Genomic DNA, 13,670 nt, shown 5'->3' with positions numbered 1-13,670 from the left:
CACCGCCACCGGCGGCGCGACATAGTCGAGCGTCACCGTCGCCGGGTTCGACCGGCTGCCGTTCAGGTCGGCCACGGTATAGGTGACCGGCGTCGGATCGCCCGTGAACCCCGGCTCGGGCGTGAAGCGGATCTCGCCACCCGGAAGCGCGTCCCAGGTGCCCTCACCCGGCACCACCAGCTGCGTCACCGGCGCACCGCCCGCATCCACCAGCCGCACCGAGTCCGGATCCAGCGCCCCGCCCGGGAAGCCGTTGTTGCCGCTGTCGTTCACCGTCACCGGCACCGTCGCCACATCGCCGACCGTCAGGTTGTCCTGGCTGTCGTTCACGGCCACGGGAACGCCTGCCACGGTCACCGACTCTGTCAGGTCGTCGCCCGCCGTCGTTGGATCGACCTGATCGGACACCGCGCGTTCGGTGACGGTATTCGTCAGGGTCTGACCCTCGGTCCCGGCCTGGGTCGAATAGTTCAGCGTCAGCGTCGCGCTATCGCCCACGGCCAGCGCGCCCAGGGTCAGGACGCCGCCGGTGAAAGACGTGCCGCCCGTGGCGTCGCCGGTGATCGAGAAACTGTCGAGGGTGAAACCTGTCGGCGTCGGGTCGGTCAGCATCACGTTCGTCGCGTCATCCGGTCCGTTGTTCGTCACGACGATCTGCATGACCACATCGTCATTCGCATCGGGGCCGGCCAGCAATGGGCTATCGGCACTGACCAGCGACTTGACCGTGACAAGGTCGGCGCGCTCGATCGGAGTGACGGTCGGCGTCTCGTCGTTGACCGTCGGCTCATCGGAGAACTGTCCGATGCCGTCGTCGTCGGCGGGGTTGCCACTGTCGGAGACGTCATTGACCCGGTCGGCCGGGTCGGTGGTGCCCGCGGGCTGGCCGCTGACCGTGGCCGAGTTGATGACTTCGCCTGCCGCGAGATCCGCAGGCTGCAAAGTATAGGTGCCGGTCCAGACGATGTCGGCACCGGGGGCCATATTGGCAGGGTTGCCGCTGACGAGGGTAATGGCCGTTGCGTCGGGGTCGTTCACCTGCACATCCGACAGGACGACCCGGCCGGTGTTGCGTGCGGTGAAGGTATAGGTGATGACATCGCCGACCGAGGGCCGACCGTCCGCGCCCACATCGAGGCTGGAGGTCTTGACGATACCGATGTCGGGCCGTGCCACGGCGACATTGTCCCAGGCGACGGTCACGGGGCCATTGTTCGGGCCGCCCGCCGCCGGTAGCTTGCCCGTCTCGCCGAAGGTCAGCGTATCGATGACCACATCGAGCGGCAATTGCAGGGAGAACGACTCGTCGCCGCCGTCACCCACATTGCGGATCCGCAGCACTCCACCTGCTGCCAACGTGTCGAAGGACGCGCCGGTCGACACAATATAGCTGGCCAGCAGGGGGACAGGCACACCGTTGCGCGACGCGGACACGAAGGTGGTATCGTCATTGTCGAGGAAATCCATCCGGATCTCGACGCCCCAGACAGGCACATCCCAATCGAAGACGTAGTCGATGGACCGACCGGACGGTTGATCGGTGTTCGTCCCCTGGGCCTGGATACGGGCCGGACCCGCCGGAAAGCTGATCCCGCTGCCCCAGAGCGGGTTGGCTGCAGGATCGGTATCGTTCGGGTCGGCAACAAAGGTGAAGGGCGCAAGTTGTTCGAACGGCGTTCCGACCGGCAGGACACCGACATTCGGAATGGCCGCCGGGTTGGCCGTGCTGTTCGCGCCACCCGTGTTGGTCGAGCCGTTCAGGTTCGTCCCACCGGCGCCGGTGTTGATGCTGGTATAGTCGATGGCCTGCGCGTCCGCCGCACCGATCCCCGCAAACGTCAGCGCGAGCGCCGCCATTGCCGTGAAAGTGCTCTTCCGGAATCCGGCTTTGATCGCCTGTCCAATACCGCTCATGGCTGCCCCCAATGTCGACCGCCTCCGCTCTTCCGGCGGTCCGGTCATTTCGGGCGTTGATAGATCAGATGATTCGTTCTGGGGAGTTGAGGGCCGACAGAAACCGAGACGATGTGCCTCACAAAGCACAATTGTGGCAAATTCTCGCCCAGATGCAGGCTGTTAACAATCTGGTAAGATTTCGCCGATTCGGGCGCCGTCGATGATGTCTGTCCAGACATCCACGACAAGTTGCCCGCCCGCCAGGCAGCAGAGATCGAGCGGGGGGCAGACGTGACATGGCTCGGACGCGGGCCCGTGCCGTCTCCAGCAGGCCGGGGGCGAGCCGTCCGACCTTACGCCACCAGATCGCGCGACAAGGCCATGTCATGCGCCAGGTTGGCCCGGGCCTCGGCCCGCTGACCCGCGTCGCGCAGCCGCAGGATATAGGATGGATGCAGCGTGATCAGGACCGGGGGCAGACCCGGCCTCTCTTCCACCCTGCCCCGCCGTGCCAGCAGCCTGTCACCCGATCCGGTCAACGCCTGTGCCGCCGTCGCCCCCATCGCCAGGATCAGGCGGGGCGACACCTGCGCCATCTCGGCTTCCAGCCACCATTTGCAGTGATTGATCTCACTGGTGTCGGGCCGTTGGTGAATGCGCTGCCGGCCGCGCGGCGTGAACTTGAAATGTTTCACCGCATTGGTGACGAACGCCTTGGTCCGATCCAGTCCGACCTCTGCCGCCACCGCGTCGAACATCTGCCCCGCCGGTCCCACGAAGGGCCGCCCGCGCAGGTCCTCCTGATCGCCCGGCTGTTCGCCCACGATCATCAGGGCGGCCTCAGGCGGCCCTTCGCCCGGCACAGCCTGCGTCGCGTCGCGGTGGAGCGGACAGCGGGTGCAGCTCCGGACCGCCTCGGCCAACCCGCCCTCGTTGGCATCCCAGGTCGATGCGAAAGCGCGCAATTGGCTCTGTGCTGCGCCCATCCGTGCCGGCGGCAGGGTCGGCGCGGCCTCGGCCATGGCGCGGGCGCGGGCCGGTGCGCCTGCAATCAACTCGGGGATCAGGGCCGCCTCGGGCATGTACTTCCAGTATTTCTTCGGCATCTCCGACGTCATCGCCTGCACCTTCAGGCGCGCCGGATTGAAGATGTTGCGATAGTAGGTCACCCAAAGCGCCTCGCTCGCATCCTCGGGCAGGTCCGGGGCGGGCTGATCCTCGATGAACCGCAGTTTGCCCGCCTCGAACAGGACCGAGATGTCGGGCGTCACGATCCGCCAATCCATGTCCGCGAACCGTCGGCGAAAGAACTGCGCCGTCGGCTCTACCGTGTGATGCGTCGGCTCGAACCAGGCGGCAAAGGACCGGCGGGCATCCTCGGGCGCACCGATCTCGCGGAACCGCACGAAGGCCTTCATCTTGTGCTGACAGCGATGCACCCCTTTCTCCATCCCGCGCAGCCGCGCCAGATCCGCGTCGCCGCGATCCGACATCAGCTGCGGAGCCTCCCGCAGGCGCCAGAGGAAATGGTAGAGCCGTGCAAATCGGGACGGATCGGCGTGCCAGATCACGCTGTCGGCCATGGCGATGAAACTGCGCGGCACCCGGACCACGCCGCCCGGCGTCCCGGGTGTGTCATCGTCGAACAGCCCGCGCGGCGCGCCCGCCTCCTGCCAGACGACATCGGCGGGGGCGATCCCTTGGGCCAGCAGATCCCGCGCGGCATCGCGCCAGGCCTGGGCGGTGCCGATCCGGGGCAATGTGACGTTCCGCGTCACAATAGGGTCAATTGCTCGGGCCGGGGCGCGAACCTTGCGCGCAGGTCCGTGCTGTCGGTCATAGCCCCGGGTGTCCAGCCGCCCGCCGTCACGAAGGCCCGCGCCGTCTTCATCGAGGCACCCATCCGGGTGATGTCGTCATAGCGCAAATGCCGGTGCCGCCGCGTCGCCAGGATCCGGGTGACCGTCTTCACCCCGAACCCCGGCACCCGAAGCAACATCTCGCGCGGGGCGGTGTTCACATCCAGCGGGAACAGCCCCCGATGCGCCAGCGCCCAGGCCAGTTTCGGGTCGATCTGCAAGTCGAGGTTGCCATCGGGCGTCACGGACGTGATCTCGGCCAGCTCGAACCCATAGAACCGCAAGAGCCAGTCCGCCTGATACAACCGATGCTCGCGCTGCAGGGGCGGGCGCACCAGCGGCAGCTTGGCCGAACTGTCCGGAATCGGCGAAAATGCCGAATAATAGACCCGTTTCAACTTGTAGCTGGAATAGAGCCGCGTCGATTGCCCAAGGACCGTCGCGTCATTCGACCCATCCGCCCCGATGATCATCTGCGTCGACTGACCGGCGGGCGCGAAACGCGGCGGCCGCTTGCCGCCGTGCGACCGATCCCCCGCCGCCTCCTTGCGCAACCGCACATCCGCCATCGCCTTGCGGATCTGTTCAGGCTTCTTCTCGGGTGCAAAATGCTCCACCGCCCGATCCGTCGGCAACTCCACGTTGATCGACAGGCGATCCGCCAACAAACCAGCCTCGGCGATCAACTCGGGCGCGGCATCGGGGATTGTCTTGAGGTGGATATACCCCCGGAAATTCTCGTCGTGACGCAGGCGCCGCGCGATCCGCACCATGTCGGCCATCGTTGCATCGGGCGACTTGATGACCCCGGACGACAAAAACAGCCCCTCGATGTAATTGCGCCGATAGAACTCGATGGTGAGCTTGACGACCTCGTCCACCGAAAACCGCGCACGCGGCACGTTGGACGACACCCGGTTGATGCAATAACTGCAATCATAGACACAGAAATTCGTCATCAGGATCTTCAGCAGACTGATGCACCGCCCGTCCGGGGCATAGGCGTGACAGATCCCGCTCCCCTCGTTCGATCCTAGCCCCTTGCCGTCGCGCGAATCCCGCCGGGTCGACCCCGACGAGGCGCAGGAGGCGTCGTATTTCGCCGCATCGCTCAGGATCGCGAGCTTCTGATCAAGGGACATCTGGGCCATATGTTCCTGATACGTTCCATTTTCCTCCGTCGCAACTGCGACGGAACCCCGCAGGGACTTCGGGGATTGATCCTGAGTTTAAACAAACGGAGGTCCCGACCATGGCGTTTTCCCACGGAGCGATCCAGCAGATCCCCACCACATCCCCAACCGTCTATGCGTTCCGGGTATCCGGGCACATCGACGACGACGATTCCGAGGCGCTGGCCAAGTTCATGCTGGCCGCCTTTGACCGCCACGACGACAAGATCGATATGCTTCTGGACCTGACCGGCTTCACCGGCAGCGACTGGGACAGCATCTTCGACGGCGACGTGATCAAGTCGCGGTTCCGCGCGCTCAGCGGTGTGCGCCGCTATGCCGTGATCGGAGCGCCCTCGGCCGCGGCGACCATGATCGACTTGATGGACAAGGTCATCCCGGTCGAAGCCAAGTCGTTCAAGGCATCCGAGGCGGCTGCCGCCTGGGCTTTCGTCGGTGCGACCGAAGCGCCCGTCGGCACCTGATGCGATGCGCGGACTCGCCCTCAGGGTGGGTCCGCGCAATCGGCAATCATACCTTCGCGGACGGGAGGCCGGGGTTCATAGCGGCCACCCAGATGCTCAGTCTGAGTTCAGCCAGACAGCGGCAGTGCGGCCGGGGAGGTTCGTTTCGACAGGGCCAGAGGCGAAATCGGGACGCGTGTCGATCGGTACGGGGTCTTTGCCGAAATTCAGGACGACCGCGGCCTTGGGATAGTGCAGGCGGATTACGTCGCCGTCCCGGGACCAATCCTGCAATTCGACAGGACCCAGTCCATCGCGGCGGAAGGCGAAGGCGGCGCGGTAAAAGCGAAGGATACTTCCCTCATCGATATGCTGGACGGCGGTCGACACGCCCTCGGGCCAGGTCATCGGCAGCCATGGCGTTCCGGTGGTGAAGCCGCGATTGCCGCCCTCCTCCCACGGGATCGGCACGCGGGCACCTTCGCGGCCCGGACCGTCGGGCCAATAGAGCAGGTCGAGCGGATCGGTCACGGCGGCTCGGGGCAGATCGGGTTGAGTCAGGCCCAGCTCCTCCCCCTGATATATCAGGACGGGGCCGGGGGAGACGGCCAGAAGCAGGGCGAGGAACTTGGCGTCATGAGCCGAGCCATCCCCGGCCTTGCCCGCATGACGCGGTTGGTCGTGCGAGGACAGCCACCAGCCGATGCGGTCCGGGTCGGGCGCGCGGGTCAGGATGTCGGCATAGCTTTCGGCGGTGCAGCCGGACTCAGGCAGATCGGTGGAATAGGCGGCGTTCATCCGGCCTTCGGTCGTCAGGCGGCACGACAACTCGACCGACTGATTGCCCGAGGTGACTTCACCGATCAGGAAGGCGTCGTCGCCCGCCCAATCGCGCAGGTTGGCGACAAAGGCGATCCCGTCGCCGGGCAGGATGTCGTGGACGTGATCCTGCCGCGTATAGGGGACGAAATTATCGCCCGAGACCTTGTCGCGCACGTCGGGTGACGCCACGGGGTTGTCGCGAAACTCGGGGTCGCAGAGCAGCGATGTCACTGCGTCGATGCGGAAACCGTCGACACCCCGGTCGCGCCAGAATTGCATGATGGTACGCAATTCGGCCTGAACGTCCTCGTTGCGCAGGTTCAGGCTGGGTTGGTCGGCGGTGAAATTGTGGAAATAATATTGCTGGCGCTTGTGGTTCCAGGTCCAGGCGGGGGGGCCGAACTGCGACAGCCAGTTGTTGGGCGGAGTCCCGTCGGGCTTGGGATCGGCCCAGAGGTAGTAGTCGGAATAGCGGGGGTCGCCCGCGACCGAGAGCTTGAACCAAGGTGCCTCGGTCGAGGTGTGGTTGAAGACCTGATCGATGATGACCTTGAGGCCAAGATCATGGGCCCGGGCCACGAGACGGTCGAAATCATGCATCGTGCCCAGGGCGGGGTGGATCGACATGTGATCGGTGATGTCATAGCCGCCATCCGCCCAGGGTGACGGGTAGAAGGGCGACATCCAGACCGCGTCCGCGCCCAGAGAAGCGGCGTGATCCAGCCCCAGGATGATGCCATCGAGATCGCCGATACCGTTGCCCGTCGTGTCCCGAAAGGACCGGGGATAGATCTGATAGATGACGGGGGTCTTGGGCAGGGCGCGGTCGGTCATCGGGCAATATCCATTTGAAAAAATAGGGAGAAGGGCGCGCCCTGACTGGACGCGCCCCTTTGGGGTCAGATCAAGGGCGTCTTACGCGCCGACGACCATGCCGCCATTGGGATGAAGGGTCTGGCCGGTGTAATAACTGCCGTCCGACGAGGCGAGGAAAAGGTAGGCCGTTGCGACTTCCCAAGGTTGGCCCGCGCGCCCCATCGGGGTTTCGCTGCCGAAATTCTCGACCTTGTCGGCGGGCATGGTGCCCGGGATGAACGGCGTCCAGATCGGGCCGGGGGCGACGGAATTCACCCGGATTCCCTTGTCGGCAAGGTTGCCGGCCAAGGACCGGCTAAAGGCGAGGGACGCGCCGCGTGTCATCGAATAGGTGATGAGGCTGCCCATGCCGGCGAAGGCGTTGACCGAGGAGGTGTTCACGATGCTGGCACCTTCCTTGAGATGCGGCAGGGCGGCTTGGGTCGTGAACATGTATGCCTTGATGTTCGAGGCGATCATTCGCTCGATCTTGTCTTCGGAGAGGTCGGCGAAATCCGCGTCCAACCACTGCTGCGCACCATTGTTGATCAGGATGTCGAGCTGGCCGAAGGTGTCGATCACGGATTTCACCGCGGCCTCGCAATTGGCCTTGCTTCCCAGATCGCCGGGGATGAGCAGGGCTTCGGACCCCTCTTCCTTGATCAGGCGCTTGGTTTCCTGCGCATCGCGGTCTTCCTCGAGGTAGGCGATGGCGACCTTGGCACCTTCGCGGGCGAAGAGAACGGAAACGGCGCGACCGATGCCGCTGTCCCCGCCGGTGACAAGGGCGACCTTGCCCTTGAGCTTGCCGCTGCCCGGATGGCGGGGGCTGTAATCGGGGGCCGGGTCCATCTTGTATTCGGCGGCGGGCATCGCGTCTTGCGACTGGGCGGGAATGTGGGGGCTGTTCATGACGAAGCTCCTTGGCGTTTTTCGCTGTTCAGGTGTCCCAGTCGAACCTCGCGCCGGTCGCGATGGTTCCCTTGATGACCCAGTGACGGGGCAGCGAGTTGGGGGAACTCTTTGCCGCTTCGAGGGCTTTTTCCAACGAGACACACAGGAAAAACCCATCGGAAGGAAAAGCATCATGAGCAATTCGGCATTTGTCCTCGGGGGGTCGGCCGGCGTCGGTCGTGCCGTCGTCGGCGCACTGCGCGCCCGTGGTTTCGAGGTGGCGGTAATCGCGCGCGGTGCGGAGCGGCTGGCCGAGATGGAAGCGGCGGACGGCGGTATCCAAACGGCACAGGCCGATGTGGGCGACGCCGCGGCATTGGAGGCGGCGGTGAGCGACCTTCTGGGTCGGGTCGGGGCGCCGCGCATCTGGGTCAATTGCGCCATGGCCACCAGTTTTTCGACCTTCGACCAGATGGAGATCGACGAATTCGACAAGATCGTGCGGACCACCTTTCTGGGGCAGGTGAACGGCGTGCGCCTTGCCCTGCGGCATATGAAGAAGGGGAATATCGTGAATATCGGGTCGGGGCTTGCCTATCGTCCGGTGCCGGGTCAGTCGGCCTATTGTGCCGCCAAACACGCGATCAACGGCTTTACCGGGGCCATCCGGTCCGAGTTGCTGCGCGATGGTCGGCCCATTTCCCTGTCGCTGGTGCAATTGCCCGCGATCAACACACCGCAGTTCGATTGGGCACGCAACCGCCTGCCGATGAAGCCGCAGCCTGCCCCGCCGATCTTCGCCCCCGAAGTGGCGGCCCGCGCCGTGATGCAGGCCATTGACACGGATGCGCGCGAAATCCTGGTGGGCGGGTCGGTCCTGGAGTTGGTGTTCGGGGACATGGTGCTGCCCAACATGATCGATCACCGGCTGGCCGACAGCGGGATCGAGATGCAGAAATCGGATCGTCCCGAGGAAGGGAGCCGCGCCGACAACCTGTTTTCGCCGGTCAGCTATCCGGCGCGGGCCGAGGGATCGTTCTCTGACCGGGCCCGCGACAGGGCGGCCATCGTCGATGGCGACCTGATGCGCAAGGCGGTGGTGTTCGGCGGCCTTGGCGTGGCGGCGGGGCTGGCATTTCTGTTGGGGCGAGCGTCGCGGCTCTAGGCGATATGGTGGGCGATGCGGGTCAGCGTTGCCCGGGCTTCGGGCAGGGCGTCGGGCCAGAGGGTCCACATGTGAAAGAGGTCATCCTGCCAATCTTCGGCAACGGGGACGCCTTGGTCTCTGGCGGCGTGGGCCAGAAGGGTGGCGTCGCCCGCCAGCACTTCGGCGCGCGACGCGGTGAGGTAGGTCGGCGGCAGATCGCGGAGGTTGGCCAGCCTGGGGGAAACGGCGGGGTCGTCGGGCGGCAGGTGGGGCATGGCCATTTGCGCCAGCCTTGCATCGGTCGCATCGTCGTTCATCAGGTCCGTGGCTTCGTTGGCCCGGCGTGTATCGCTCTGGCCCGTGCGGTCGGTATTCGGCGAGATGAGGGCGAGGGAGGTGACGCGCGTGGGGTCGCACAGCGCGAGGTTGAGGGCGAGGTGGCCGCCCGCGCTGTCGCCAACCACTGGAATGGCATGGGGCAGGGCGCGGAGGACGGCGCGGACGTCGTCGAGCGGGGCGGGCCAGGGGTATTCAGGGGCGAGGCGGTAGTCGGGGACGATGACCTGACGCGCTGCCGCCCGGGCCAGATGGGCGGCACAGGCGGCGTGGCTGCGGCTGTCGCCGAAGACGTAGCCCCCACCATGGAGCCAGAGGACGGGCGCACCTTTTCCGAAAGCGCGGCAGGGAACGCCACCCAAGACAAGAGGTATGCTGTCTGGGCCCGGACCGGCCAAACGGCGAAAAGCCGCCCGCATGTCTGCGGGCGAACCTTCGACGGGATTGGATTTGATATGGGCCTCGACGTCGGCCCGGCCGTTCAGCATCAGATGTTGATGGAGCCGACGGCGCCGCCATCGACGCGCCAGTTGGAGCCGGTGACGAAGGACGACAGCTCGCTGCAGAGCATGGCAATGACGGGGGCAACCTCCTCGACCTGTCCGCGCCGCTTGAGCACGAGATAGGGGCGCTCCTCGTCCAGAAAGGTCTCGACGGCTTCGTCGATGGACATGTCCTTTTCCTCGGCCCGCTTCTCCATCATGCCATCGGTCATCGGCGTCTCGATAAAGGCGGGCGCGACGGCGTTGACCAGAAGGCCGCTGCCGGAATGGGCCATCGCCACGCTTTTGGCAAAGCTGAGCAGGGCCGATTTGGCCGAGTTGTAGACGGTTTCCTCGGGGTAGGGCTGTGCCACGTTTTCGGAGGTGACGAAGACCACGCGACCCCATCCCCGGTCGATCATCGCGGGGCAGAGGTGGCGGGCCATGCGGACGCCGGAGAGAAAGTCGATGTTGATGGCGTCCATCCAGTCGTCTTCGGCCATCTTGAGAGGGTCACCCTTGGCGCCCGTCACGCCGGCGGCATGGACCCAGATGTCGAAGTCGGTGCCGACGGCATCGATCAGCTTCTGGACGCCGTCGGGCGACGATAGATCGGCGGCTTGATGATTGGCACCGAGTTTGTCGGCCGCACGGGCCAGGTCATCGGCGTCGAGGTCGGTCAACGTCACGTCGACGCCCTCTGCGATCAGGATCCTGGCCGTCTCGACACCCATTCCGCCGGCCCCGCCGGTGATGAGGGCGCGGCGTCCCTTGATCTTCAGGTCCATGGTCTTGCTCCGTTCATATCTGCGAGGATTTCGGTCCAACCGTCGCATTGGCGCGGCTGCTGCGCCGGGTGGGCGCTCTGTCGGGCGTTCAACGGCTCAGCGCGGCGATGGTTCCGCCTGCGAGGCGGGACCGGTCACGTCGAAAGGCAAGATTTGCGATCGAACGCCGATCGGAGGAAATCGCGCTTTGCAGCCTCTTTAAAAGGATATGTCCTCGCGCTATCTTGAGGACCGTTTTTGGCATACTTCATGAAAATATGGACGATTCTTCTTTCCTGAATGAAGGTGGCGACCACCTTGATCTTCTTTTGGCGACGTCTGAAATCGGCGTTTGGGAGCTGGACGCGGCCACTGGGGATGCGGTTCGCAACCTGCGGCACGATCAGATTTTCGGCCATGACGCGCTTCTGGATCGTTGGAGCGCGGAGATCTTCCTGACCTATGTCTTCGAGGAAGACCGGGAGCGGGTGGGTGAATTGCTGCGATCCGCACTGAAGGATGGCGAGCCCTGGGCCTTTGAGGCGCGGATCCGGCGGGCCGATGGGGTCGACCGCTGGATCAGTGCGCGCGGCGTTCCGCGGCTTGCGCCTTCGGGCGAGGTCAGCAAACTGATCGGCCATGTGATCGACATTACCGAACTGAAACAGAATGAGGACCGGCTGAAACTGCTGTCCAGGGAATTGAATCATCGGGTGTCGAACACCTTCACGATCATGAATTCGATGATCCGCCATGCCTCGAAGAAAGCCTCTACGGTCGAGCAGTTCGCCGAGACCCTGATGGAGCGACTTGGTGCGCTGGCCCGGTCGAACCGCGTTCTGGTGGCCGAAGAAGCGAAACGGTCCAGCCTTCGGGAAATCCTGACGATGGAGATGGAGGCCTTTGCGGGCTGGCAGAAACGGATCTCCATCAACGGGACGACGGATTTCTGGTTTTCGGGCGAGGCGTCCGAAGCGCTGGCCATGATCTTCCACGAATTGCTGACCAATGCCGTCAAGCACGGGGCGCTGTCGATCTCGTCCGGCCATGTCGCCATCGACATCTCGACCGGGCCCGACCGGCAGGTCCGCATCGACTGGGTCGAGACGGGCGGCCCCGCCTTGCCCCGGGATCGTCGGCAGGGCATCGGCTCGACGATCTTGCAGAATGCCATGCGGGGCGAGGGGTCGGTGACCCTGGATTTCGCGCCCGAGGGTCTGATCTGCAGGATCGTGGTCAACGACGGCTTTCAGCGCGAGGTTCCCGAGGCGCCCCTCGCGCCCTCGACCTTGTCGGTGGAAGAGCCCCCTGCGGTCGACAAGTCGTTTTCGGGCGTCCGGGTCATGGTGGTTGAGGACGACCCGATCATCGGACTTGACCTGTCTGACATCCTCAAGGCGCGGGGTGCCACGGTTATGGGGCCGTTCACCACGGTGGCGACGGCGTTGGTCGCCCTCCGCGAGGGGCCGGATGTCGCCCTGCTCGATCTGAACCTCGGGCAGGAGACGACGGATGACGTGGCGCGGCAATTGTCGAAACTGTCGATCCCGTTCGTGGTCCTGAGCGGTCAGAACGATTTTTCCAGCCTGGACGAGGCCTTCGCGACGGCGCCTTTGATCAGCAAGCCATTTCGCGAACAGGATTTGCTGAACGGCCTTGCCAGGTTCGTCTGACGCGGAATTCGGCCGAGTAAAGACATATCGGACCAACGACCCCTGAGCGCCGGACAGGTCAAGCCGGCACGGTGAGCGCGCCCGGCCCGGAATCGTTAACCTATCCTTCATTGCTACGTAAAATCTTCGGCACTCTCAAACCGAGGTTATTTGCGATGTCCGAAAACACACCACGCCTTGGGATGCCCATGATCCAGTTGGGGCAGGCCCAGAAACATGTGACCCACAACGAAGCGATCGCGGTGCTCGACGCGCTTGTTCAACCCGTAGCGCAGGACGCTGACCGGACAGACCCGCCTGCAACGCCCGGTGAAGGCGACGTGCATGTCGTGGCCAACGGCGCGACGGGCGCCTGGGCCGGGCAGGACCACGCCCTGGCGGTCTATTTCAACAGCGGATGGACGTTTCACACACCATCAGCCGGCTGGACGATCCATGTCCTTGCCTCGGATCAAACACTTTCCTTCGACGGGTCGTCCTGGGCGACACGGTCTGTTGAGGCGACCGCCATGCTGGGTGTGAATGCGCAAGCGGATGAGACGAACCGCCTGACCGTCTCGGCCGCAGCCACGCTTTTGACCCACGACGGGGACGACCACCGTCTGATCGTCAACAAGGCGTCCCCCAGTGACACGGCAAGCCTTCTGTTCCAGTCCGGCTGGTCCGGACGCGCCGAGATGGGAACCATGGGAAACGACGACTTCGCCGTGAAGGTCAGCGCCGACGGGGCAGTCTGGCGGAACGCGGTGACCTTTGACAGTGCGTCGGGCGTCCCCAGTTTCCCCGCCCTGCCCGCCTTCGTCGCCGCATCGGTCGGCACATGGGCCGAGATCACGACGCCCAATACCGACCTGCCCTTCGAAACCATCACGACCGACCCGGGTGGCTATTTCGACACGGCGACTGGCGCATTCACCGCACCTGTCTCGGGGATCTATGCTTTCGTCCTGAACGGCTCTCTGGCGCAGACTACGAACGGACGGGTCAGCCTGGCCGTCAATGGCGTTACGCAGATCGCGCAGATGCAGGCCCTGGTCGGCGCAATGCCGCTGTCGTTCACCGTCCTTCAGCCTCTGGAAGCGGGCGACAACGTCACGTTCCGGACCGGAAACGTGAATGCGATGCTGCGCTACTACAAAGGTCATATGGTCTTTTCAGGCTGGAAGGTCGCCTGACCAAGTGTCGTTTTGGGGGCGCTGTTCGTGACAGGACCATGCGCCCCCCAATACGAAAACGCAGTACCCGCCTCTTGATCCTGGCGCGCAGCCCGAACGCGAGACCTTCGGGACAGGCCTGAAGACGA

General features: G+C 64.7%; 11 protein-coding genes. 4 read left to right on the top strand and 7 right to left on the bottom strand.

The window, feature by feature from the left end; all coding sequences use genetic code 11:
• The 3 genes from BM002_RS16705 to BM002_RS16695 all read right to left on the bottom strand — a co-directional run.
• A partial coding sequence (locus BM002_RS16705; RefSeq protein ID WP_175484944.1) for a DUF7507 domain-containing protein occupies positions 1-1,914 on the bottom strand: 1,914 nt, incomplete at its 3' end.
• A gap of 335 nt (positions 1,915-2,249) precedes the next feature.
• Positions 2,250-3,674: a UdgX family uracil-DNA binding protein gene (locus BM002_RS16700; protein WP_175484943.1), complete on the bottom strand. Its 1,425-nt coding sequence runs from the start codon at positions 3,672-3,674 to the stop codon at positions 2,250-2,252.
• Positions 3,671-4,906 carry a putative DNA modification/repair radical SAM protein gene (locus tag BM002_RS16695; RefSeq protein ID WP_092783914.1) on the bottom strand — a complete coding sequence of 412 codons (1,236 nt, stop codon included), beginning with the start codon at positions 4,904-4,906 and terminating at the stop codon, positions 3,671-3,673. Before BM002_RS16695 ends, BM002_RS16700 begins: the two co-directional genes overlap by 4 nt.
• A 101-nt stretch (positions 4,907-5,007) precedes the next feature.
• On the opposite strand from BM002_RS16695, the gene BM002_RS16690 reads away from it, so the two are divergent.
• Entirely contained in the window at positions 5,008-5,412 is a 405-nt protein-coding gene (locus BM002_RS16690) for a SpoIIAA family protein (RefSeq protein WP_092783911.1), read from the top strand.
• Positions 5,413-5,508: 96 nt separating this feature from the next.
• On the opposite strand, the gene BM002_RS16685 is transcribed toward BM002_RS16690, so the two are convergent.
• Positions 5,509-7,047 (bottom strand): alpha-amylase family glycosyl hydrolase, encoded by a 1,539-nt coding sequence (locus tag BM002_RS16685; RefSeq protein WP_092783908.1) that lies wholly within the window; start codon positions 7,045-7,047, stop codon positions 5,509-5,511.
• An 81-nt stretch (positions 7,048-7,128) separates the two neighbouring features.
• On the bottom strand, positions 7,129-7,980 hold the full coding sequence (locus BM002_RS16680) for an SDR family oxidoreductase (protein ID WP_092783905.1): 852 nt from the start codon (positions 7,978-7,980) through the stop codon (positions 7,129-7,131).
• A gap of 175 nt (positions 7,981-8,155) precedes the next feature.
• Here BM002_RS16680 and BM002_RS16675 point away from each other — a divergent pair, with 175 nt between their 5' ends.
• Positions 8,156-9,127, top strand: a complete 972-nt coding sequence (locus BM002_RS16675) for an SDR family oxidoreductase (protein ID WP_245749300.1) — start codon at positions 8,156-8,158, stop codon at positions 9,125-9,127.
• Here the strand turns inward: BM002_RS16675 and BM002_RS16670 are convergent.
• The gene (locus tag BM002_RS16670) at positions 9,124-9,807 is read right to left on the bottom strand and encodes an alpha/beta hydrolase fold domain-containing protein (protein WP_175484942.1); all 684 of its coding nucleotides are present in this window, start codon (positions 9,805-9,807) and stop codon (positions 9,124-9,126) included. The genes BM002_RS16675 and BM002_RS16670 overlap by 4 nt on opposite strands.
• Positions 9,808-9,932: 125 nt before the next feature.
• Positions 9,933-10,715 carry an SDR family NAD(P)-dependent oxidoreductase gene (locus BM002_RS16665; RefSeq protein WP_092783899.1) on the bottom strand — a complete coding sequence of 261 codons (783 nt, stop codon included), beginning with the start codon at positions 10,713-10,715 and terminating at the stop codon, positions 9,933-9,935.
• A gap of 257 nt (positions 10,716-10,972) precedes the next feature.
• Here BM002_RS16665 and BM002_RS16660 point away from each other — a divergent pair, with 257 nt between their 5' ends.
• On the top strand, positions 10,973-12,367 hold the full coding sequence (locus BM002_RS16660) for an HWE histidine kinase domain-containing protein (protein ID WP_175484941.1): 1,395 nt from the start codon (positions 10,973-10,975) through the stop codon (positions 12,365-12,367).
• 155 nt (positions 12,368-12,522) lie between these two features.
• Positions 12,523-13,542: a DUF2793 domain-containing protein gene (locus BM002_RS16655; RefSeq protein WP_092783893.1), complete on the top strand. Its 1,020-nt coding sequence runs from the start codon at positions 12,523-12,525 to the stop codon at positions 13,540-13,542.
• Positions 13,543-13,670: the final 128 nt, after the last annotated feature.

Source organism: Jannaschia pohangensis, from assembly GCF_900113875.1.
Taxonomy (GTDB): domain Bacteria; phylum Pseudomonadota; class Alphaproteobacteria; order Rhodobacterales; family Rhodobacteraceae; genus Jannaschia; species Jannaschia pohangensis.
Note: the sequence above shows the minus strand (reverse complement) of the source record. Positions and strands in the feature narration are given on the sequence as shown.

Excerpts from the sequence above, each read along its gene's own strand:
- BM002_RS16695 (WP_092783914.1), bottom strand. The coding sequence starts at position 4,906 with ATGGCCCAGATGTCCCTTGATCAGAAGCTCGCGATCCTGAGCGATGCG.
- BM002_RS16690 (WP_092783911.1), top strand. The coding sequence starts at position 5,008 with ATGGCGTTTTCCCACGGAGCGATCCAGCAGATCCCCACCACATCCCCA.
- BM002_RS16685 (WP_092783908.1), bottom strand. The coding sequence starts at position 7,047 with ATGACCGACCGCGCCCTGCCCAAGACCCCCGTCATCTATCAGATCTAT.
- BM002_RS16680 (WP_092783905.1), bottom strand. The coding sequence starts at position 7,980 with ATGAACAGCCCCCACATTCCCGCCCAGTCGCAAGACGCGATGCCCGCC.
- BM002_RS16675 (WP_245749300.1), top strand. The coding sequence starts at position 8,156 with ATGAGCAATTCGGCATTTGTCCTCGGGGGGTCGGCCGGCGTCGGTCGT.
- BM002_RS16665 (WP_092783899.1), bottom strand. The coding sequence starts at position 10,715 with ATGGACCTGAAGATCAAGGGACGCCGCGCCCTCATCACCGGCGGGGCC.
- BM002_RS16660 (WP_175484941.1), top strand. The coding sequence starts at position 10,973 with ATGGACGATTCTTCTTTCCTGAATGAAGGTGGCGACCACCTTGATCTT.
- BM002_RS16655 (WP_092783893.1), top strand. The coding sequence starts at position 12,523 with ATGTCCGAAAACACACCACGCCTTGGGATGCCCATGATCCAGTTGGGG.